We start from the raw sequence: 22,159 nt of genomic DNA on the forward strand, positions 1-22,159 counted from the left end.
ATTTGCTATAGCAAGTGTAGTCGACGCTGCGGTCAGCGGTCGAGCAGATCGGCCACGACCGCGACGGCGTGCTCCTCGAGCGCGTCGAGCGCGCCGGGTGCGAGCGGCGTCTGCCAGGCCTGGTACGCGCCCCGCTCGTAGGCATCCCGGGTCGGCAGATACACGAAGCCGGGCCCGTTCGTGAGGTTCATCAGCACGATCGGCGTCTCCGGGAAGCGTGCGCGCAGCGTGGTCTGCAGACGCGAGTACGCCTCGCCCGGATGCCCGACGATCACGGCATCGCCGAGGCGCCAGGCCCAGACCGGGTGCTGCACGGTCGGCCCCTCGATGTATCCGTCGCGCAGGTTGCGGGCACGGCCGAGACGCTCCTCGCGAGATCGCGGGTCGATGTCCTTCCACTCCTCGGCGAGCTCATCGAGCGTCGGCAGCTCTCTCAGCGGCAGCTCCACCGACGTCATCGATCCCGCCGCATCCTCCCCGCCGGCGACCGCACGCCCGGTCCAGATCGCGAGGGGTGCCCCCGACTCCACGATCCCGTCGAGGGTCAGCTCCTCGCCCGGAGCCGGGAGGGCGTCGAGAGCGGCGAGCACCGCGTGGCCGAGCGAGCGTCCGTGCCTGTCGGCGACCGTGACATCGCCGGTGTACTGCTCGCGCGGGGCCAGCTCACCCGAGGCTCCCTGCACGAAAAGGCACGGCGCATCCGTGGCGGACTCGACGATCTCGCGCATCGCTCCGACGTAGTCCGGTGAGACCTCGCGATTCTGCCACGCGAGCGTCGTCGGGTGGCACGCGTAGTTGACGAGCGTGCCCCGGACGACACCTTCGACGCTGAGCCGACCGATCATCACGGTGTCGTCGGCCTCGCCCGCGGGGTTGTACCCCACCAGTGGTCGGCCGTCCACGTCGAGCTCCCGGTCGGCGGCGAGCGTGCAGCGCCCCGTGGTCCACTCGATGAGTCCGGGAACGGCGCCGTCGAGCGCCTCACGGCCGGCGGCGATGCCCGCGGCGGCGAGCGCCTCGAGGTACCCCGGGATCAGCTCTCCGCCCGGCAGATGCGCGTCGGCCGCACAGAGCACCGCGCCGGCGTGCGTGTGCGAGAGCGAGAGCATCAGCTGATCGGGCTCGAGTCCGAGACCCGACAGGATCGCCCCGCGCACTGCCTGCTCGTCGGCGACACGGCGCCACCACGTGCCGTCGACCGCCAGCAGCAGCCGCGGCCGGTCGTTGGACGAGATCACGGCGAGCGCGGTGAGCTCGAAAGGACGGTGCGCCCCCTCGGAGCGCTCCCAATCGGCGGGACCCCAGTTCTTCGCACGGATGCCGGTGGGCGGGGTGATGTCGCGTCGGGCGACACCGAGGCGCGCCTGTGTGCGGGGAATGCGGATGCGATCTCCGATCGCGGCCCCGGTCATCATGCGCCTCGTCCCGAGCCGACCGGCACCACGCCGGTCGTCATCCCCTGAGCCTGCCAGAGCGCCGCGGCCTCGGCACGGCGCCGACGCTCCAGCACCGGGTCGGCCACCGGGATCGCAGCCATGAGCCCGCGCGTGTACTCGTGCTGAGGGTTCGCGAACAGGGCGTCGCGGGCGCCGATCTCGACGATCCGCCCCTGCTTCATCACGGCCACCGTCGACGACATGTACCGGATGACGGCGAGGTCGTGGCTGATGAAGAGGTAGGTCAGGCCCAGCTCCGCCTGTAGGTCGCGCAGCAGGTTGAGCACCTGCGCCTGGATCGACACGTCGAGCGCCGACACCGACTCGTCGAGCACCAGGAACTCGGGTTCGAGCACGAGCGATCGCGCGATCGACACGCGCTGACACTGTCCGCCCGACATCGAGCGGGGGAGCCGGTGCGCGAACTCCTCGTCCAGTCGCACGCGGTGCATTGCCTCGCGGACCTTCTCGGCGCGGGTCACCCGGTTGCCGATTCCGTGCGCGAGCAGCGGCGCCTCGATGATCTGCGACACGGTCTGCCGCCGGTTCAACGCAGAGAACGGATCCTGGAAGACCATCTGCATCCGACGCCGCAGGTGCCGCAGCTCCTCGCCCCGCATCTCGTGCGGGCGATGCCCGTCGAAGACCACGGTCCCGGCATCGATCCCTCCGAGCGCGAGCACGGCCTTCGAGACCGTCGACTTGCCCGAACCGGACTCGCCCACAAGCCCCACGGTCTCGCCGCGGCGGATCTGGAACGACACGTCGTCGACCGCGGTCACCCGCCGACCCGACCCGAGCGTGAACACCTTCGACACGCCCTGCACGTCGACCAGGACATCACCCGACTCGCGGGCGCGGTCGACCGCGCTGATCGAGCCGGCTTCGACGACCGGCTCGGTGCCGCGTTCGAGCACCTCCGCGGCGGTGCGGATCGGCTCATGCACGTCGATCGTGAGATCGACCACGGCCCCGAGCAGCGCCTTCGTGTAGGGGTGCTCCGGTTCGGCGTAGAGCTTGTCGACCGGAGCCTCCTCGATCACCCGCCCGTGCCGCATGACGTGGATGCGCTCGCAGAAGCCGGCCGCGACGCCGAGGTCGTGGGTGATGAGCACGACTGCGGTCCCGTGCTCATCCGCCAGCCGGTCGAGCAGGTCGATGATGCGCGACTGCGTGGTGACGTCGAGCGCCGTGGTGGGCTCGTCGGCGATCAGCACGGCCGGCCGCGACGACATGGCCATCGCGATCATCACGCGCTGCCGCATTCCACCCGAGAACTCGTGCGGGTATTGCGCAAGGCGCTCCTCGGGGAGCGGGACGCCCACCTCGGTCAGCAGCTCGACGGCCCGGGTCCGCGCGGCCTCCTTCGAGACCCGGTCGTGCAGGCGAATCGCCTCGACGAGCTGGTGTCCGATCGTGCGCACGGGGTTGAGGGACGACATCGGGTCCTGGTAGACCATAGCGATCTCGCCGCCACGCACCCGCGTCATCTCCCGCTTGCTCAGCGTGAGCAGCTCGCGATCGCGCAGACGAATGCTGCCACCGAGCTTCGCGCCGTCGTTGAGTCGCATGATCGACAGAGCCGTGAGCGACTTGCCCGAACCGGACTCGCCGACCAGACCGATCCGCTCGCCGGGGCGCACCGTGAACCTGATGCCCTTGACCGGCATCGCGTCGCCGTAGGAGACGGTGAGATCCTGCACCTGCAGGACGGGCGTGGCATCGGTCATCGACCCTTCCCCTTCCGATCGCCGCCGAACTGATCGGCGAGCACGTTGAGCAGCCAGATGGTGACGAAGATGAACAGCGCCGGAAACAGCACGTACCCGATCGACTGGTACATCTTCTGGTAGCCCTGCTGCACGAGGGTGCCCCAGGTCGCCTCGGGCGGCGCGATGCCGAGCCCGACGAAGCTCATCGACGCCTCGAGCAGGATGGCGTTGGCGGCGTTGATGGCCGCCTGCACCACGATCGGGCCACGGGCATTGGGCAGCACCTCGGCGAACAGCAGACGGCTGTGCTTCGATCCGAAGGCGACGGCCGCGGTGAAGTAGTCCTCCTGCAGCTCGCTGAGCACCGAGGAGCGCACGAGGCGCGCGGTGGTGGGCGTGAGCAGGATGCCGATGATCACGGCCAGCTTTACCGGGTCGGCGCCGAACGCCGAGATGAACACCAGGGCGAACAGGATCTGCGGGATCGCCATGACCGTGTCGGCCAGGCGCATGAGGATCTCGTCCCAGATGCCGCGGGCGAAGGCGGCCGCCATGCCCCAGGCGATACCGAGCACCATCGCGACCAGCGTGGCGCCACCGGCGATGAAGATCGTCAGCTGTCCGCCGTAGAGCACGCGACTGAAGAGGTCGCGCCCGAGCTCGTCGGTGCCGAACACGTGCACGGCCGAGGGTCCGGCGAAGCGATCGGGGGACTGCGCCGACGGGTCGTACGGGGCGATGACCGGCGCGAGCACGCAGGCCAGCACGATGACGGCGAGGAGGGCGAGCGGGATCCACGAGGCGAGCGCGAGCCGGCGACGCGGGCGGGTCGAGCGCAGAGCGAGGGTGAGGGTGTCAGCCACGGCTGCTCCTTGCACGAAGACGCGGGTCGAGCACGCCGTAGAGGAGGTCGACGATGAGCGTGGTGAGGATGAACATCGCGGAGATCAGCAGCACGACCGACTGCAGCACGGCGTAGTCGCGCTTGAACACCGCATCGATCGCGAGGGAGCCGAGTCCGGGAACGCCGAACACGTACTCGACGATCACGACGCCGCCGAGCGTGTAGCCGACGATGAGGCCGAGCATCGTGAGCCCGGGGATGAGGGCGTTACGCAGCGCATGCCCGATCACGACCCCGCTCGCCGACTGGCCCTTGCCGCGGGCGGTGCGGATGTACGGGGCGTCGAGCACCTCGACCATCGACGCCCGCAGGAACCGCATGAGCAGGGGCGCCGCGGCGAAGGCAAGCGTGAAGGCGGGCAGGATCATCCGCACGAGGTTGTCGCCCGGATCCTCGCTGAACGGCGTGTAGCCGCGGGCAGGCAGCACTTTGAGCTGCACTGCGAAGACCACGATCAGCACGATGCCGATCAGGAACTGCGGAAGCGCCATGCCGGCGGTCGAGATCGCGGTGAGGATGCGGTCGACCACGCCGAGCGGGCGCAGCGAGGCGATCACGGCGGCGGGGGTCGCGATGAGCACGGCCAGCAGGATGCCGATCAGGGTGAGCTCGAGCGTGGCGGGGAGTCGCTGCGCGATGAGCTCGGTGACCGAGTACTGATTGAAGTACGACTGCCCGAAGTCGCCGGTGAAGACGCCGCCGATCCAGCGGAGGTACTGCTCGATGATCGGGGCGTCGAGGCCGGCCTCTTCGCGCAGGCGCTGGAGCATCTCGGCATCCACGCCCGGCGTCGAGCCGAGACGGGTGATGACGGGGTCGCCCGGCAGCAGCCGGAGGACGACGAAGACGAGAAGCGAGGTGGCGATCAGCATCGCGATGCTGATCGCCACCCGCCGAAGGATGGACAGTGCCACGTCAGCCCTTGAGCTGCGCGTTCTCGAGGTGCAGCTGCCCGCCGCCCTCGACCCAGACGCCGTCGACCTCGGTGCTGGTCGCGGTGACCACCGTGGACTGCAGCGGCACGATCAGCGGAACCTGCTGGTTGATGATCGTCTGCACCGTGCCCCACTTCTCGGCACGCGCGGCCTCGTCCGGCTCGGCGACGGCATCCGCGAACGCCTGCTGGAAATCGGGGTCGACCCAGTTGCACTCGCAGCGGCCCTCGAGGTAGAAGTTCAGCGAGTATGCGGGCTCCGGGGGCGTCGACTGGAAGTTGGGCACGATGTAGCCGGGAAAGCTCTTGCCCGCCGGGTAGAACGAGTCCACCCAGGTGCCGATGTCATTGTTGTCGATCTTGAGCGTGATGCCGATCTCCTTCAGGCTCGCCTGCAGGATCTCACCGCTGGTGTTCCACTCGGGGTACTGCCCCGCGATGCCCCACCAGGTGAGTGTGCTGCCCTCGGTGATACCCACCTCGGCGAACAGCTCCTTGGCCTTGTCGAGGTCGTAGGAGTAGTCGGTCAGGTCGCCGCCGAACCACGGGTTCACTTCGCCGAGCGCGTTGTTGGTGGGCGAGACCGTGCCCTGCCCGTAATACGCGGCCTCGAGGATGGCCTCGCGGTCGGTCGCGTAGGCGAGAGCCTGACGTGCGCGCGCGTCGTTGAACGGAGCGGACTGCGTGTCGACCTCCCACGACGGCCACTGGCTCGGGTTCTCGGGCCTGACGAGCGCGATGTCGCCGCCGCCCTCGAGGCCCGCGACGTCACCCTGCGGAACGGACCACAGCACATCGAGATCGCCCGAGCGCAGGCCCGTGACGGCAGCGGTGGATTCGGCGGCCTTGACGATCGTGATCTCGTCGAGCGCGGGGTCCTCACCGAAGTACTCGGGGTTCGGCACGAGGGTCAGGCTGTCGTCGGGCGTGAACTTGTCGACGATGTAGGGACCGGTGCCGATCGGCTCCTTGTCGATCGTGTCGAGCGCGTCGACGTCGAGCATCTTGACCCAGACGATGCCGGCGGCGAAGGTCGCGATCGGCTCGGAGAGCGTGATGACGACGGTCTTCTCGTCGGATGCGGTGACATCCGTCACCATGTCGATCTTGTTCTTCTCCTGGGTCGCGGTCTCGGGGTCCAGGTAGTAGTCGAACGATGCCACGGCATCCTCGGCGGTGAACGGGTCGCCGTTGGAGAATGTGACGCCTTCGCGGAGGGTGAAGGTCCAGGTCTTCTGGTCCTCCGAGGCCTCCCACTTCTCGGCGAGGTCGCCGACGATCTCACCGGACTCGTCGGTCTTGGTCAGGCCGTTCCAGAGCAGTGGGAACAGCACCTCCTCCCAGGCGAACGTGCGGATGGCCGGGTTGAGCTGCGGGATGCCCTGCGCCGCGGCGACGGTGAGAGTGCCACCTTCCTGCGCCTGGCCGTCGGAGTTCGACGGGGTGCTGCTGCAGCCAGCGGTGATGAGCACGGCGGTGAGCAGCGCTGCTCCGCCGAGCAATACACGACGACGCGACATGGGTGCCTCCAAGGGTCGGGTGATGCATGAGGTGAGTAAGGGTTTCGCTATAGCATGTAGCAAACGCGCCGATACGTCTAGAGCGAATCGAGCGGATGCGATCACGTTCTGGTCACGTCTCCGCGGGTCGTCATCCCGCCACTCAGGAGAAATCTGCCATAGCATCGAGCGAACGATCACGCGCCCGCTCGACGAGCTGACCGCACCGCGGATCGAGGAGGGCACCCGAATGCGCAGCGTCTCGGATCAGAACATCGCCGAACAGGTCACGGACGAGCTGCGCTCGGCCATCCACTCCGGCGAGCTCGCCCCCGGGGAGCGCCTCGTCGAGCGAAAGCTCGCCGACCGCCTCGGTGTCAGCCACATCCCGGTGCGCGAGGCCCTGACCCGCCTCGCCGAGGAGCGCCTCATCACGCGCGAGCCCCGTCGCGGCGCGCGCGTCGCCCAGTTGAGTGCGCAGGACCTCGAGGAGATCTCGAGTCTGCGCATCGTGCTCGAGCAGTTCATGGCGATCCGCGTGCAGGAACGGTGGAACGAGGACTCGGCGGCGCGGCTCGGTGCGATCATCCAGGCGATGTCGGATGCGGCTCCGGGAGACATCGACGAGGTGCTGCGCCAGGATCGCCTCTTCCACGAGACCCTCGCCGATCTCGCCGAGCACCGCTTCCTGGACGAACTGAGCGGACAGCTGCGCGGTCGCATCACGGGCTTCCTGCACGCCGCCAACGCCGCCCTCGACCCCGCCGAGCAGGAGGAGCACGTGCGCAGTCACCAGCAGATCGTCGACGCGATCGCGAGCGGCGACCCCGAGAGGGCGCAGGCCGTGATCGCCGAGCATGTGACGCGGGCGGTCCGGCGCATCACCCCGTCCGCCGAAACCGATTGACGCGCCCCGTGCCGCCGAAGACGATCGTCCTCACCGGAGCATCCGACGGGATCGGGTCCGCTGCCGCCCGCCAGCTCGCGGCGTCCTCCCACCGGCTCATCCTGGTCGGCCGGTCCGCCGAGAAGACCCGCGCCGTCGCCGAGGAGACGGACGCCACGTGGTTCACCGCCGACTTCGCGCGTCTCGACGACGTGCGAACCCTGGCCGAGAAGATCGCGGATGCCGTCGGCGATGACGGCATCGACGTGCTGGCGAACAACGCGGGCGGCATCTTCGGCGACCAGACCCCGACCGTGGACGGCTTCGAGAAGACCATGCAGGTCAACCACCTGGCACCGTTCCTGCTCACGAGCCTGCTGCTGCCGCAACTGCTGGCATCCGGGGGCGCGGTCGTCAACACCTCGAGCATCGCCCATCGCCTCTTCGGCCACCTCGATGTCGACGACCTCGACAACACCCGTCGCTTCAGCCCGAACAAGGCCTATGGCGATGCGAAGCTCGCGAACGTGCTGTTCGCCAAGAGTCTGCACACGAAGTTCCATGCCGACGGACTGAGCGCGGTCGCCTTCCACCCCGGCACGGTGCAGACGAACTTCGCATCGGACTCGTCGAGCATCATGCGGCTGCTGTACCGCACGCCGCTCAAGCACCTCATGCTCATCGGGGCGGACAAGGGCGGTGCCACTCTGCGCTGGTTCATCGAGGGAACCCCCGATGAGACCTGGTTCTCCGGCGCCTACTATGACGAGCGACAGCTCACCGCGAGGGTCAACCCCCAGGTGAACGACGCCGCCCTCGCCGAGGCTCTCTGGCAGCGCAGCGCCGCCCTGGTCACGCCCTAGCCCCCTCCCCACCTCCTTCGCGATGCACGGCTTCCCGTCGAGTGCACGGCTTCGTCGCGTCACGGAGCCGTGCACTCGCAGACATCCCGTGCACTCGCGAGGGGGTGGCCGGACTCAGACGACGAGGTTGCCCGCGTCGACCACGCGGTCGCCCTCGCCAGGGAAGGCTGCGCGGGTCACGCCCGACTCGACGTTGCCGGTGTGCAGGAGCGTGGATGCGCCGCCGAAGGCACCATCCGCCAGCTCCAGCGCTCCGCCCTCGAACCGGTTGCCGACCGCACGGTAGTGGGTCGCCCCCTTCTTGAGCGAGACGTGCGACGCCGACCCCTCGGCACGGAAAGTGCTGTCCGACAGGGCCAGGTGCAGCTCGCCGTCGCCGGTCCGGGAGATGCCGGTCCCACCCTTGATCGCGACATCCGAACCCGCGATCTCGACCGCTTGCCGCTCACCCCGCGCGGCATCGATGCGGGCGTTGCGGAGCGTCGAGCCCTCGAACCGCAGGTGCCCGGATGACGACACGATCGGCGCCGCGTCGTCCGCCGCGTTCAGCGTCGAGCCACGGAACGTGACCGCACCCGAGCCGGCGATCTTCATGCCGCCGACCCGGTCGAGCACGGTGTCGACGAACGTGACGGGCGTCTTCACCGTGGCGTTGGTGAGCTCGCCCGGGGCGACGAACGTGAAGTGCGAGTCGGCGATCACGGTGGGCCGCCCCGAGTTGTCGGACGCCTGCGTGATCACGAGGGTGTCGGATGCGGTGCACCCGCGCAGCTGCGCGCCGTCGGCGTTGATCCACAGCATCCCGGAGCCGGCGAGCGACGGCTTGCCGACCACCTGCACGTCTTCGAGCGTGAGATCGGTGATGCGCACGCGGGCGACGAACCACGAGCACACGTGCTTGCGCACCGTGATGCGCTTGGCCGCAGACCCCCAGGCCGCACCGGAGTTCGCGAAGGTCATGAGTCCCGAGTTGCCGGTGTAGGTGAGATCGTGCTCGTACTGGCCGTGGGTGACGAACGGCCCCTGGTCGTCACCGTCGCCGTGGCAGTTCTCCACCAGGCAGTACGCACTCGCGGTGAAGTCGTTCAGGTGCCGGGCGTTCGCGGTGTGGCAGTTGGCGACGTATCCGTAGAGGCAGTAGATCTGCTGCGTCAGGTAGCCGGCGCCTCCCCAGGTGACCGAGGTCGGGTTCTTGAGCGTGCAGCTCACCGTCGAGTAGTAGGTGTTCCACCGGCGCTGGATGAGCGGCCAGAAGGTCCCCGTCCCATCGATGTGGTCCACGTCGCAGCGCACCGCGTACTCGAACGCCAGCGGGTGGGAGCCCGTGTACTCGTCGGTCCCGGTGCCCAGGAACTTCAGGTTCGACACCGTCACGTCCTGCACCGGCACCACACGCCGCCAGGTCATCGTGCGGTCCTTGCCGAGCGGCCAGCCGTTCTTGTAGTTGATGCGGATGTGCGTGCCATCCACGATCTGCGTCACCTGCACGAGGCGCTGCAGCTCGCGCTCCCACCGACCTGCCAGGGCGTTGACCTCGGCGGCGTACCAGTCGCCGACGGTGAAAAACGAGGAGTCGGCCACCGGGAAGACGTCACCGAGATCGGGGACAGCCTCGTTCAGTCGCGCCTCGTGGACGGCATCGGTCACCTCGCCACGGAAGAACATGACCGCCGCGAAGGGATCATCCTTCCCCGCGTTCTCGATGCCGTCGGTCGTCATGAGGTGACCGCCGAAGTCGAACGCGATGTTCGACCGGGAGAATCTGTGCCGGCGCACGAAGTTGAGGTCGCTGTGCGCCTCGATGCGGTGGATGCTCGCGTCGTTCACCATCGCGTCGAGCGCATCATCGGCGGCGATGCTCGCATCCTTGATCCCGAACATCCGGAAGTCGACGATCCCGTCGTGCACGAGCACCCAGGCGCCACCCTTGGGCCCGGCCAGCACGGTGCCGCCGTTGGCCGCCGGGGCATCCTTCTTCACAAATCGGTACAGACCGTCGCCGCCGTCTCCGACCGCCGCGTACCCGGTGGTGCGCACGAGGTCGCCGTCCTTGCCCTTGCGCTTGGCGAGTGCGGCGGCCGTACCGCCGTTGGCGACCGAGTCCGAGCCTGAGGAACTCTGCGGTGCGATCGGGTCGGCCGCTCGCGCGGGCGACGAGGTGCCGACGGCGGCCACGCCGCCCAGTGCGGCCGCACCGAATCCGGCGAGCAGCATGCGCCGGCTGCGCAGGGCCGCCGTCTCGCTACGGGTGTCATCCAGCTGGGTCATGGTCATCCTCCTTGCGGCTTCATCGCCGCGCTCTGGCGTCGGTCCGGCCCTCCGGCCGGGACGCATCATCCGATCGATCCCCAGTCCCCAGTGCTCTCTCCGAGCGCATCGCTCAGAAGTAGTCGCCCGCCGTGAAGTGGCGGATGCCGTGCAGTCGCGGCGCGCGGCGGAGCGGGCAGATCATCCCGGTGCGGTCGTCCTGGCGCACAGCCTCGGGGGCGAAGTCCCTCATCACGCGCTCGTCCTCCGGCAGCGCGGGCACCGCGAGATCGCAGGATCTCACACCGGCGGATGCCCAGTCCGCGGAAACCGCGGCGAGCAGGGCGCGGTGCACTCCGGCCGGATCGTCGGCGTCCGGGAGCACGGCACTTTCCAGGAGGGAGCCGATCTCGCCGCGGTGCTCGGCGATCGCGTATCCGAGAACGGCCGATCCCTCGACCCGCCGGTACAGGGTCGTCCCGCTCATCCGCACCTCCGCCATCGCCCAGTCCCGCTCGCTGCGCACCGGCGCGAGGACGACGCGCCCCTCGCGCGAGCGCTCGTAGACCGCTCTCACCGTGTCGAAGCTTCCGGGCCCGACGGGTTCGGTCACGACCGGAGTCACCGCAGGGGCGGACATCGCGCATGCCCCCCAGCGCCCGGCGAGGGCCCGCGGCATCGAGAAGGTCTCGAACCTGCTCGAGCGGTACACCTCCGGCGCACCGGTGAACAGCAACGCCCAGTCAGCGCCCTGCCCGACTTCCAGGGTCGCGGCGACAAGTCGACGCGCGAGCCCCTGACCTCTCGCATGCGCGGCGACCGCGACGCTCCCGATGGCGTGCACCTCGGCGATGCCACCCTCGGACTCCCGGAGGCGCTTGGGCAGGCCGTAGATGGATCCGCAGAGACCCTCGTCGTCTTCAGCCACGAGCGTGTGCGCAAGCCGCTCGCTGTCGACGACCCACTGGTCGGGGGTGAGCGGAGGCGCGAACGCCGTCGCCCACAATGCCGCGAGCCCGGCCTCATCCTCCGCGACAGCAGCGCGGATCCTCGCCCCGCTCACCGCTCACCCCGAGCGATCTCGGCGGCACGGATCGTGTTCGCCACGACGACACGCGCCGCCGACCACGCGGCGACCGTCGCACCCTGTGGCGCCGCATCGAGCAGCGCACGGATCAGGCCGCGGAACCCGAGCGTGTCGTTCGCGTCTTCCCCGTCGAGAGCGACGGAACGGATGCCTCCGCGGGTGATCACGTCGACCGTGTACACGTCCGGACCGGGCACTCCCGTGACGAGCGCCTGCACCGGCACCTCGCGCTGCGCTCCGGGAAGCCGCAGTGTCACGTCGAACCCCGCGGCATCCTCGGATGCGGTGCCGGATCCGCTGCGCACGCGGGTCCAGCCCGATCCTTCGACCAGCACCGCCCCCGGCAGGACGACGTCGAGCATCTCCCAGGCGTGCACCCCGACCGTCATGAGCGTGCCTCCGCCGCGCAGCGGGTCGTCCTGCCAGGAGCGGTCGGGCAGCTGGAAGGCCGCGTTGTCGTGCTGAGCATGCACGCGGAGACCGAGCACCTCGTCCGCATCGACCTCGGCTGCAAGGGCGACGAGCGCGGGGGCGAACCGGAGGACCGAGCTCGTGCCGATGGGGGCGGCCGACGATGCCAGCGCGCGATCCACGTCCCCGAGCTGATCCGCCGTCGCCGCGATCACCTTGTTCACGAAGACGGGTGCGGACGCCGCGCCGAGAGCCCGCAGGACCGGCGCGACCTCGTGCGGCCGCGGCGTCGCGATGACGAGGTCGGGCCGCAGCGCGAGCATCTCGCCCACGGATGCCGTCGCCACACCGCCGAAGCGCGCCGCGAACGCAGTGGCCGTTGCCGCGTCCGCATCGTGGACTCCGAGGACCTCGGCGCCGAGCGCACGGACGTTGACGGCGTCGGTGTACGGATGCGAGTGCGCGAGTCCGGCGAAAGCAACACGCAGCGGCGACCGGGTCATGCCATCGAAGACAGCTGGTCGCGGGAGACGGTGTGCGCGAGGGGACGACCTGCGGCGAAGGCGTCGAGCTCGTCGGCGACGATCCGCCCCTGGCGCAGCCGTCCCTGGCTCGTGCCCGCCGCGCGGTGCGGGGTCACGAGCACCCCGGGCAGCGAGCGAAACGGGCTGTCCGTGGCGAACGGCTCCTCGTCGAACACGTCGACCGCGGCGCTGATCCGGCCGCTCCGCAGCTCATCGATCAGCGCGACCTCATCGACCAGCCAGGAGCGCGCCGTGTTCACGAGTCCGGCGCCGTCGCGCATGAGTGCGAGCTCGCGCCGACCGATCAGGTGATGCGTCTCCGGGAGGGTGGGCGCGTGCACGGCGACGATCTGCGCGCGCTGCAACGCCTCATCGAGCGACACGAGCTCGGCTCCGAGAGCTGCGGCCTCCTCCGCGTCGATCGTCGGATCGACCAGCAGCGCCTCGGCGCCGACCGCTCGGATCAGCTCCAGATATGCCCGTCCGGTGCGCGAGGCGCCGATCACGGCGATGGGCGCGCCGAGGATCTCACGCTGCACGCCCACGGCGTCCGCGTCCCACCACCCCGCGGTCTCCCGCAGCGCGTTGTGCATCTCGGGCACCCGGTGCAGCAGTGCGAGCGTGAACGTCAGCGACACCTCGGCCACCGATCGCGCCATCCCCGCGCCCGCCTGAGTGACCAGGATGCCGCGGTCGAACACCGCATCGGTCGCGAAGGGCTTGATCGTGGCACCGGTGTGTGCGATCAGCTGGAGCTGCGGCAGCGCGGCGAGCACGGCGGCGTCGAACGGCCCGACGCCCCAGCTCGTGATGACGATGCGCGCCTGGGCGAGCTCCGCATCGGAGAGCCGGTCCACGCGCACGAATGCGCCGCCCAGCCCCGCGGCGACCACACGCAACCGCTCGGCATCCTCCGGCGAGAAGAACTCCGCGAAGAGCTCGTCCGAGACGACCGCGACCACGGTCGGCGCACTCGTCGCAGCACTCATGCCAGCCAGGCCTCGAGGTTCTCGGCGATGAAGGCGTCGTCGTTGAGGGCGGGGTACGCGCGACGCACCCGCTCGATCTCCTCGGACTGACCCGGCGAGAGCCCTTCCGCGGGATCGAGGCACCAGATGCCGTCGAGCAGACCCTGCTGCCGGAGCATCTCGTGGACGCCCGCGATCACCCCGTGGAAGTCGTTGCCCGGATCGAACACCGCCTGATTGACGTCGACCATGTCGGATGCGACGAGCCCGAGCTCACGGTACGCCTCCGCGTCTCCGCCCATCGCGCGCTGCGCGCGTTCGAGCAGACCGACCGCGGCACGGGTCCCGACCGCCCACTGTCCGAGCAGCCCACCGACGAAGCGCAGCGTGCGCGGTCCGGTGGGCGAATCCACGTGGAACTCGGAGAGCAGATCGGCGACGATCGCGTCGTCGTTGCCGGTGTAGAGCGCGATCTCGTCGGCACGGCCGGAGGCGGCGACGCCGCGCACGAGTTCGAGGGTGCGGTACCGGTCAAAGGGCGCGGCCTTGACGGCGACGACGGCCGGGATCGAGGCGAACTCCCGCCAGAACTCCCGGTCGAGCACCGGCCCACCGATCGCCGTCTGCAGATAGAAGCCGACGACCGGCAGCACCTCGCCCACGGCGCGGGCGCGTTCGAGCAGGGCACGCTCGTCGGCGCCCGCGACGCGAGGACTCACCAGGACGGCGTCGTAGCCCAGCCCGCGGGCGAGCTCTGCCTCGGCGACGGCCTGAGACGTGCCGCCTGCGACGCCCGCGATGCGCACGATGTCGTCACCCGCGCGCGCATCCATCTCCTCCGCGGCGAGCGCCAGCACGGGCTCGAAGAGGGCGTGCTCGGGGTCGCGGATCTCGAACTGGGTCGTGTGCACCCCGACGGCGATGCCCCCGGCACCGGCATCGAGGTAATAGCGGGTGAGCGCGCGCTGTCGACGCTCGTCGATGCGTCGCTCGGGCGTGAGCGCGAGCGGGTGCGCCGGGATCACGGCGCCACGGGCGAGGGTCGCGGCAGCCTTCGGTCGCAACCGGGGAACGGCCATCAGAACTTCCCGTCCCGGACGGCCCACTTGGTCGGCTTGGCGATCATGGGCAGGGCGGCGTCGATCCACTCGGCCTGCAGGCCGATCAGGGTCTCGGCCGACACCGACGGATAGCCGAACAGCGCCATGCAGCGGCGGGCGTCGCTGAGCAGCGCGGTCGGCTGCGGCTCGTCGACGATCTCGACCTCACGGCCGAACAGGGTGCCGAAGCGGCGGGCGATCGACTCGACGCTCAGCAGCTCCGGTCCGGTGAGGTTGATCGTGAACGGGTCGGTCGAGGCGTGTACGAGGCTGCGCAGCACGACCTCGTTCGCGTAGCCCTGCCAGATGACGTTGACGTTGGCCGTGGCGACCGACACGGGCTGCCCCGCGTGCACGGCGCTGCCGATGTCGGCGAGCACGCCGTAGCGCAGGTCGACGGCGTAGTTCAGGCGGATGATCGCGACCTTGGTGCCGCGTTCCTGAGCGCCGAACTCGAACACGCGCTCCCGGCCGAGGCAGGACTGCGCGTACTCGCCGATGGGCGCGGGCGAGACCTCTTCGGATGCTCCGCCGGAGGAGGCGGGCAGGAAGGGGTAGATGTTGCCGGTCGAGAGCACCGAGATCGCGCTGTCGCGGTAGCGGCGGGCGACGCGGTCGGGCAGGGCGGCGTTGACCTCCCACGCCCAGGAGGCGTTGGTGGCGGCGCCGAACTTCGCGCCGACCATGAACACCACGTTCGGAGCATCCGGTAGCGAGGAGAAGTCGTCGTTCTCGATCAGGTCGAACGGGACGACCTTGACGCCGGCGTTCTCCAGACGCTCGCGGATCGCGGCGTCACCGAAGCGGGAGACGGCGTGGACGGCGTCTCCCTGACGCCCGGCCGCGTCCATCCCGCGGCGCGCGAGCATCGCAAGCGTCGGGCCCATCTTGCCGCCGGCGCCGAGGATCACGAGGTCGCCCGCCCCGCATGCGAGGTCCTCGATGAGGCCGGCGCTCGGTGTCGCGAGAGCCTCCTCGAGTTCCGCCTCTGAATCGAATCTGTGCTGAGTCACGTTGCTGCTTTCCCTTCTTCTCAGCCCTTGATGCCCGTACCGGCCACGCCCTCCTGCACGTACCGCTGAGCGATGAGGTACGCGAGGAAGATGGGCAGCAGCGCGACGACGGATCCGGCGAGCATGGTGCTCAGCGGGACGTTCTGCTGTTGCAGCGACGAGATGCCGACGGTGAGTGTGAACATCGCGTTGGACTTGGCGATGATGAGCGGCCACAGGAAGTCGTTCCAGTGCCACAGGAAGACGAAGATCCCGAGAGTGGCGAGGATCGGCTTGCACAGCGGCAGCACGATCCGCAGGAAGATGCGGAACTCTCCCGCTCCGTCGATGCGCGCGGCCTCGAACAGCTCATCGGGCAGCCCCTGGATGAACTGACGCATCAGGAACACGGCCTGCGCGTTGGCGAGCGACGGCAGGATCAGACCCCAGTAGGTGTCGACGCCGCCAAGGTTCGCCATCAGGATGAACGTCGGGATCAGGGTGACGTGGAACGGGACCATCACCATCGAGAGGAACGACCAGAACATCACCTCCTTGCCGCGGAAGCGCTTCTTCGCGAAGGCGTAGCCCGCGAGCGCCGAGAGGAACAGCACCGCGACGACCGAGACGAGCGAGTAGATGAGGGTGTTGCCGAGCCAGCCGAGGATGTTCTGCCCTGCGAGCACCTGTTCGTAGGCGTCGAAGGAGATGTCCGTCCACGGCAGCAGCGACCCGGGCAGCTCGACGACCATGCCGGGCTTCAGGCTCAGCACGACCATCGCGTAGAAGGGGAAGAAGCTGAGGATGCCGGCCAGACTCAGCCAGATCCAGCGCCCGACGATCCCCCACCCGGTCGGCTGGAGTGCACGGTAGGCGCGGCGCTGCTTCGTCGACATCTTCGGCGGCGTCGTCGAGGTCTGCGTCGGAGGCTGCAACAGAGCGGTCATTTCTGCTTTCCGATCACCAGGCGCTGGATGAGCGCGACGACGAGGGTCATGATGAACAAGGCCACACCGATCGCCGCCGCGTAGCCGTAGTCGAAGTAGCGGAAGCCCTGGTCGTAGAGCATGTACACGAGCGAGTAGCTGGCGTTCGCCGGTCCACCCTGGGTCATGACGTAGATGACGTCGAACACCTGGAAGGCGGCGGTCGTCTCGATCACCGCGAGGAAGAAGAACGTCGGGCGCAGCACCGGGAGGATGATGTACCGGAAGCGCTGCCAGGCGTTGGCACCGTCGACCAGGGCCGCTTCCTCGAGCTCGCGCGGGACATCCTGCAGCGCGGCGATGAGGATCATCATCCCGTAGCCGAACCGCGACCAGACGCCGACCACGATGATGGCCGGGATGACGAGGACGGTGCTGCCGAGCCAGGATCCGCCGAGACCCAGCGGGGTCATCAGGGCCGACCAGGGGCCGTTCGCGGAGAAGATCCAGACGAAGATCGACCCGGCCAGCACGAGCGAGGTGATGACGGGGAGGAAGAAGATCGAGCGGAAGAACCGCGCGCCGCGGAAGGCGCGGCGCACCCCGAGGGCCATTACGGTGGAGAGCACCAGCGCGATCGGGACCGCGAACACCGTGTAGATGAGAGTGGTGCCCATCGCCCGCCAGAACAGCGGATCGGCGATCATGCGCTGGAAGTGGTCGAGTCCGCGCCAGGCGATCTCGCCGGTGATGTCGTAGTCGAAGAAGCTCAGCGCGACCCCGACGATGCTCGGGCCGAAGCGGAAGGCGATGAACAGGAGGAAGGCGGGGAGCACGAAGAGGAACGCGATCCGCGCCTCTCGTCGCGCGAGAACCCGCGTGACCCGACCTGCGGGCCTCTTCGCCGTGGTTGCCGTCGTCATCAGTGGTACCTCACGTGGGGGGAGTGAAGGGGGCGGGGGCATGCGGAGTTCGGGCTCCGCATGCCCCCGGTACTGCTTACTTCTTGACCAGCGGCGCCGCGGCGGCCGCAGCATCCTTCAGCGCGTCCTCCGGGGACTTGTCCCCGAGCAGAGCCGCCTGGATCTCCGGAGCCAGCACGCCCATGAGAGCACGCGATGAGGCGTTGAGCTCGCCGACCGTGGTGTCGGGGACGTACTTCTCGACCTCGCCGAGCAGCGGGTCGTCCGCGTACAGCGGCTCGGTGGTGCTGAGCGCCGAGAAGAAGCCGGCGGCCTTGAGGTACGGCTCGACGACGTCGGCGCCGGTGGCGTATTCCGCGAACTTCGCGGCCGCATCCTGCGCCTTGGAGCCCTTGAGCACCGAGAGCGACCCGACGGTGCCGTAGGCCACGGACTCCTTCTCGGTGAGCGGGGCGAGGACCTTGACGTTCTCTTCACCCCAGAACGGCACGACCTCGGTGACGGCGTTGTTCCACGTGCACGCGACCCTGCCCTGAGCGACCGCGGTCTGCTCGAGCGGGACGTTGGTGGTGAGCGCCTCGGGGTCGAGTGCACCGGCCTCGGCCAGATCGGTGAGGAAGGTCAGCGCCTGCGTGCCTTCCTTGCTGTCGAACCCGACGTCGCCGTCCTTGGTGTAGACCTCTCCACCCGCCTGCCACAGCAGCGGGTAGTAGGTGAGGTTCAGGGTGTTCTCGGCGGAGGCCGGGTAGTTCAGGGTGTACATGCCCTTCTCGGTGAACTTCGGCGCCATCGCGGTGATGTCGTCCCAGGTCTCGGGGTACTCGGTGACGCCGGCTGCCTCGAAGGCGGCGGCGTTGCAGATGAGCGGCATCGCACTGGTGAGGACTGGGGCGCCGAGGATGTCTCCGTCGAGCGTGACTGACTTCTTCACGTTCGGCAGGAGTTCGCTCTGGCGCTCCTCGCTCAACAGGTCGTTGAGCGGAGCGATCGACTTCTGGTACGCCGAGAGCTGGTCGGGGATGAGGTAGACGACATCCGGGCCCTTGCCCGCCGCGATCGCGGTCTGGAGCGCCTCGTCGCGGTTCGCCCACGGGAAGATCTCGTAGGTGACGTTGATGTTCTCGTTCTTCTTCTCGAAGTCGGCGATCGTCGAGTCCCAGAAGTCCTTGTGCACCGCCTCGTCGGCGATGACGGGGTAGAGCCAGACCGTGATGTCCTGCTCACCCTCTGCGGTGCTGCCTCCGCCGGCCGAACATCCGGCCAACAGGGTGGCGGCCGCGACTCCCGCGGCGACGCCGATGAACTTGCTGACGCGCATGGTGCTCCTTTGCTTGAACCGTGCTGAGTACGGTTCATTATGACACTGGGATGGGATAATTCGTCAAGTACAAGTTCGCAGAGGCTTGTTTCAGGCGTGTTTCCCGTTCGAGAACATCAAAGCTTGATCTGAGAATTCGGTGTGCTAATTTGATCGCACCCGACGACGGAGAAGAAGAAGGGACAGCACATGGCCGTGACCAGTCCACTCTCGATCGTTGCGCGATCCGCCCTGCAGCTGCGCGACACGGGTCCCGCGACCGTCAACGATCTCTCCCGATCGCTCGAGATCTCGCGCACCTCCGTCGAGAACGCGGTGACCGCGCTCGGAGACTCGGGGCTGATCGTCGACGCGCCGGTGCGGAACGGCGGCGGTGCGGGGCGACCGGCCCGCCGCTACATGTTCCACGCCGCCGCCGGGACCGTGGTGGGCGTCGACATCGGCGTCGCGAGCGTCCGCGTCGTGCTGGCCGATCTGGCCGGACTCGTGATCGCGCAGCGCAGCTACACCGGTGTCGCCGCGCAGCCGGACGGCGCCTCGAAGCTCGCAGCCGTGATCGATGACGTGCGTCGCACGCTCGCCGCCGTCTCCATCCCCGCCTCCAGAGTGCGCGCGGTCGGCGTCTCCCTCCCTGGCATCGTCGACGACGCCGGGCGGGTGACCACCTCGGTCGTCATCCCCGAGTGGTCGGGCATCGACATCGGCTCCCAGCTGCGACACGCCCTCGGCTGCCCGGTCGCGGTCGACAACGGCGTGCGTCTGGCCGCGGTCGCCGAGCACCACCTGGGTGTCGCGCAGCTGGTCGACGACGTCATCTACCTCTCGGTCGGCAACCGCATCGCGATGGGACTCATCCTCGGCGGTCGCCCGCGCCGCGGCATCCACAACGCCGCCGGAGACATCGGCCGCCTCGCCTTCCGCGGTCTGAACACCGAGACCGGGCAGATCTCGTGGCGCACCGCCCCGACGGCAGCCGAGGTCTTCGCGAAGGCACGCGGCGGCGACGCCGCGGCGCAGCAGGAGCTCGACGGCTTCATCGATGAACTCGCCCATGGCATCGCCACCCTGACGATGACGGTCGACCCGGCGATGATCGTGATCGGCGGCGGACTCTCCGCGGCGCACGAGCAGCTGCTCGCCCCCCTGCGGGCCGCCCTGCCCGGCCACCTCGGGCTGCCGTTCCAGGTGCCGATCGCCGAGGCCCGTCTGGGCGCGGAGGCCGCAGCGCACGGTGCCGTCGTGCACGCCTTCCAGCGGCATGCCGCCCAGATCTACGGCATTGAGGACATGCCGGCCCCGCCGATCACGCCCCTGCTGCACGAGTCGGCCGCAGCCGATGACACGGACGTCGAGAACACCGAGGAGAAGCAGTGAGCACGTTGAAGGTCGGACTCATCGGCGCGGGAGGCATCTCGCGCGTGCACGCCGACGCCTGGCGGGCGCTCGGCGTCGAGGGGTACGTGACGTCCCTCGTCGGGGCCGAGGAGATCGCCGAGGAGTACGGGTTCGAGCTCGTCGCCGATGTCGACACCCTCATCGGACTGGTCGACCTCGTCGACATCGTGACCCCCAGCAGCACCCACGCCGACTTCGCCCTGCGTGCGATCGGCCGTGGGCGCGATGTGATCTGCGAGAAGCCGCTCGCGGCGACCGCCGAAGCCGCGACCACCGTCGCCCAGGCCGCCGAGGAGGCGGGCGTGCAACTCTTCCCCGCGCACGTCGTGCGGTACATGGGCGAGTACGCGCAGATCAAGGCGGGGATCGACGCAGGTCGCATCGGCGCCCTCGCGGTGCAGCGGTTCAGCCGAGCCGGCTCCGCCCCACAGACGCCCTGGTTCTTCTCGGAGAGCACCGGCGGCGGTGTCATCCGCGATCTGATGATCCACGACATCGACCAGGCGGTGTGGTTCGCCGGCCCCGTCGCCACCGTCTACGCGGTGCAGAACCCGCCCACCGTCGAGGACCGGGTTCCCGCGCCCGTCACCGCGCACGTCGTGCTGACCCACCGCAACGGGGTGATCAGTCACCTGCACGCCAGCTGGGTGGCACCGGGGATGCCGTTCCGCACCAGCGTCGAGGTCACCGGCTCCGAGGGGCGCCTGCGCTACGACAGCGCCGAAGACCACGCCCTGCGCACCGACGCGGTGCTCGACGCCGGAGCCACCGACTACCTGCCCCCGATGTCGCCGGAGGAGAGCCCGTACTACGCCGAGATCGCGGACTTCGTGGCCGCCCTCCGCGAGGGACGTGACGCCAGGGTCGGTCCCGCTGACGGCATCGAGGCCGTCGCCGTGGCCGAGGCCGCGTACGCCTCGATCGCCGCCGGTGCGCCGGTCGCGCTCCCCCTCCACGACGACTCCGCCCGCTCCGAGACCGAGGAGGCCGCCCGATGACCGCTCCCGCCGCCCTGCGGATCGCCGTCCTCTCCTTCGCGCACACGCACGCCCTGAGCTACGTGCACGCGCTGAAGGCGATGCCGTCGATCGAGCTCATCACCGCCGACCCCGACGGCGCGACGGCACCGGACGACGCCCCTCGCGGTGCCGCCCTGGCCGCCGAACTCGGCGTCGCGTACGTCGAGACCTACGACGAGGCCTTCGCATGGAAGCCCGACGCCGTCGTCATCGCCGCAGAGAACTCCCGGCATCGCGCCCTCGTCGAGCGTGCGGCCGCCGCCGGAGTGCACGTGCTGTGCGAGAAGCCCCTGGCCACGACCGTCGAGGATGCCGTCGCGATGCGCGATGCCTGCGACCGGGCCGGCGTCATCCTGATGGTCGCCTACCCGGTGCGCTTCGCCCCCGGCGTGCGCGATGCGATCGACGAACTGCGCAGTGGTCGCCTCGGGCGGATCCTCGGAGTCACGGGCATCAACAACGGCAAGCTCCCACAGGACCGGGCATGGTTCACCGACCCCGAGCTGGCCGGCGGCGGCGCCCTGGTCGATCACGTCGTGCACTGCGCCGACATCCTCGACGAACTGCTGGGCGAGCGGGCGCAGTCCGTCCGCGCCGTGTCGAACAGCATCCTGCACGCACAGCGAGAGCTCTCGGTCGAGACCGGCGGGCTCGTCACGATCCAGTACCCGAGCGGCGTGATCGCCACGATCGACTGCTCCTGGAGCTGGCCGATGAGCTCGGCCACGTGGGGCGGACTCACGCTGCAGATCGTCGCCGAGCGCGGCACCATCACGGTCAGCCCCTTCGCGAAGGGCGTCGCCGGGCACGACGCGCAGGGCGAGACCTGGAGCCCGGTGGGTGCGGATCTCGACGCGCTGCTGCTCGACGAGTTCGTGCACGCCCTGGGTGCGGGGCGACAGCCCCAGCCGGATGCCAGCGTCGGCATCCGCACGGTCGAGATCGCCAAGGCCGCCCAGGCCTCCGCGGCGCGCGGCGGCGAGGTCGTCGCGCTCATCTAGACCGGACCCGACGG

19 protein-coding genes are annotated in these 22,159 nt (G+C 69.3%); 5 read left to right on the forward strand and 14 right to left on the reverse strand.

The annotated features are described in order from the left end of the window. Positions 1–32: 32 nt before the first annotated feature. From E0W80_RS12035 to E0W80_RS12055, 5 genes are read right to left on the reverse strand one after another with little or no spacing between them, the layout of a single operon-like run. On the reverse strand, positions 33–1,415 hold the full coding sequence (locus tag E0W80_RS12035; protein WP_131492775.1) for a hypothetical protein: 1,383 nt from the start codon (positions 1,413–1,415) through the stop codon (positions 33–35). Further along, positions 1,412–3,166: an ABC transporter ATP-binding protein gene (locus tag E0W80_RS12040; protein ID WP_131492777.1), complete on the reverse strand. Its 1,755-nt coding sequence runs from the start codon at positions 3,164–3,166 to the stop codon at positions 1,412–1,414. Before E0W80_RS12040 ends, E0W80_RS12035 begins: the two co-directional genes overlap by 4 nt. Continuing rightward, positions 3,163–4,011 carry an ABC transporter permease gene (locus tag E0W80_RS12045; protein WP_205802338.1) on the reverse strand — a complete coding sequence of 283 codons (849 nt, stop codon included), beginning with the start codon at positions 4,009–4,011 and terminating at the stop codon, positions 3,163–3,165. The genes E0W80_RS12040 and E0W80_RS12045 overlap by 4 nt, the downstream gene beginning before the upstream one ends. Continuing rightward, a complete protein-coding gene (locus tag E0W80_RS12050; protein WP_131492780.1) occupies positions 4,004–4,966 on the reverse strand; it encodes an ABC transporter permease in 963 nt (320 codons plus the stop codon). Before E0W80_RS12050 ends, E0W80_RS12045 begins: the two co-directional genes overlap by 8 nt. Position 4,967: 1 nt before the next feature. Further along, positions 4,968–6,506: an ABC transporter substrate-binding protein gene (locus tag E0W80_RS12055; RefSeq protein ID WP_165875446.1), complete on the reverse strand. Its 1,539-nt coding sequence runs from the start codon at positions 6,504–6,506 to the stop codon at positions 4,968–4,970. A 229-nt stretch (positions 6,507–6,735) separates the two neighbouring features. Here E0W80_RS12055 and E0W80_RS12060 point away from each other — a divergent pair, with 229 nt between their 5' ends. Further along, entirely contained in the window at positions 6,736–7,392 is a 657-nt protein-coding gene (locus E0W80_RS12060; RefSeq protein WP_131492784.1) for a GntR family transcriptional regulator, read from the forward strand. An 8-nt stretch (positions 7,393–7,400) separates the two neighbouring features. Beyond that, entirely contained in the window at positions 7,401–8,234 is an 834-nt protein-coding gene (locus E0W80_RS12065) for an SDR family NAD(P)-dependent oxidoreductase (RefSeq protein ID WP_165875447.1), read from the forward strand. A gap of 114 nt (positions 8,235–8,348) precedes the next feature. On the opposite strand, the gene E0W80_RS12070 is transcribed toward E0W80_RS12065, so the two are convergent. The 9 genes from E0W80_RS12070 to E0W80_RS12110 form a co-directional block, all read right to left on the reverse strand. Further along, positions 8,349–10,502: a peptidase C14 gene (locus tag E0W80_RS12070; protein ID WP_131492788.1), complete on the reverse strand. Its 2,154-nt coding sequence runs from the start codon at positions 10,500–10,502 to the stop codon at positions 8,349–8,351. Between the two features lie 112 nt (positions 10,503–10,614). After that, positions 10,615–11,544 (reverse strand): GNAT family N-acetyltransferase, encoded by a 930-nt coding sequence (locus E0W80_RS12075; RefSeq protein WP_131492789.1) that lies wholly within the window; start codon positions 11,542–11,544, stop codon positions 10,615–10,617. Continuing rightward, positions 11,541–12,482, reverse strand: a complete 942-nt coding sequence (locus E0W80_RS12080; RefSeq protein WP_131492791.1) for a hypothetical protein — start codon at positions 12,480–12,482, stop codon at positions 11,541–11,543. Before E0W80_RS12080 ends, E0W80_RS12075 begins: the two co-directional genes overlap by 4 nt. Further along, the gene (locus E0W80_RS12085) at positions 12,479–13,492 is read right to left on the reverse strand and encodes a hydroxyacid dehydrogenase (RefSeq protein ID WP_131492793.1); all 1,014 of its coding nucleotides are present in this window, start codon (positions 13,490–13,492) and stop codon (positions 12,479–12,481) included. The genes E0W80_RS12080 and E0W80_RS12085 overlap by 4 nt, the downstream gene beginning before the upstream one ends. Continuing rightward, the gene (locus E0W80_RS12090) at positions 13,489–14,550 is read right to left on the reverse strand and encodes a dihydrodipicolinate synthase family protein (protein ID WP_131492795.1); all 1,062 of its coding nucleotides are present in this window, start codon (positions 14,548–14,550) and stop codon (positions 13,489–13,491) included. The genes E0W80_RS12085 and E0W80_RS12090 overlap by 4 nt, the downstream gene beginning before the upstream one ends. Further along, a complete protein-coding gene (locus tag E0W80_RS12095) occupies positions 14,550–15,584 on the reverse strand; it encodes an epimerase (RefSeq protein ID WP_131492797.1) in 1,035 nt (344 codons plus the stop codon). Before E0W80_RS12095 ends, E0W80_RS12090 begins: the two co-directional genes overlap by 1 nt. A gap of 20 nt (positions 15,585–15,604) precedes the next feature. Continuing rightward, positions 15,605–16,510, reverse strand: coding sequence for a carbohydrate ABC transporter permease (locus E0W80_RS12100; protein ID WP_131492799.1), 906 nt, complete (start codon positions 16,508–16,510; stop codon positions 15,605–15,607). Then, complete coding sequence (locus E0W80_RS12105; protein ID WP_131492801.1) at positions 16,507–17,412, reverse strand: sugar ABC transporter permease; 906 nt, start codon at positions 17,410–17,412, stop codon at positions 16,507–16,509. Before E0W80_RS12105 ends, E0W80_RS12100 begins: the two co-directional genes overlap by 4 nt. A gap of 76 nt (positions 17,413–17,488) precedes the next feature. Continuing rightward, positions 17,489–18,730, reverse strand: a complete 1,242-nt coding sequence (locus E0W80_RS12110) for a sugar ABC transporter substrate-binding protein (RefSeq protein ID WP_131492803.1) — start codon at positions 18,728–18,730, stop codon at positions 17,489–17,491. Between the two features lie 189 nt (positions 18,731–18,919). On the opposite strand from E0W80_RS12110, the gene E0W80_RS12115 reads away from it, so the two are divergent. From E0W80_RS12115 to E0W80_RS12125, 3 genes are read left to right on the forward strand one after another with little or no spacing between them, the layout of a single operon-like run. Beyond that, a complete protein-coding gene (locus E0W80_RS12115) occupies positions 18,920–20,104 on the forward strand; it encodes an ROK family transcriptional regulator (protein WP_131492805.1) in 1,185 nt (394 codons plus the stop codon). Next, on the forward strand, positions 20,101–21,123 hold the full coding sequence (locus E0W80_RS12120; protein WP_131492807.1) for a Gfo/Idh/MocA family oxidoreductase: 1,023 nt from the start codon (positions 20,101–20,103) through the stop codon (positions 21,121–21,123). The genes E0W80_RS12115 and E0W80_RS12120 overlap by 4 nt, the downstream gene beginning before the upstream one ends. Then, the gene (locus E0W80_RS12125) at positions 21,120–22,145 is read left to right on the forward strand and encodes a Gfo/Idh/MocA family oxidoreductase (RefSeq protein WP_131492809.1); all 1,026 of its coding nucleotides are present in this window, start codon (positions 21,120–21,122) and stop codon (positions 22,143–22,145) included. The genes E0W80_RS12120 and E0W80_RS12125 overlap by 4 nt, the downstream gene beginning before the upstream one ends. Positions 22,146–22,159 lie beyond the last annotated feature (14 nt).

The sequence above is a fragment of the Microbacterium sp. PI-1 genome, assembly GCF_004337555.1.
Classification (GTDB): Bacteria; Actinomycetota; Actinomycetes; order Actinomycetales; family Microbacteriaceae; genus Microbacterium; species Microbacterium aurugineum.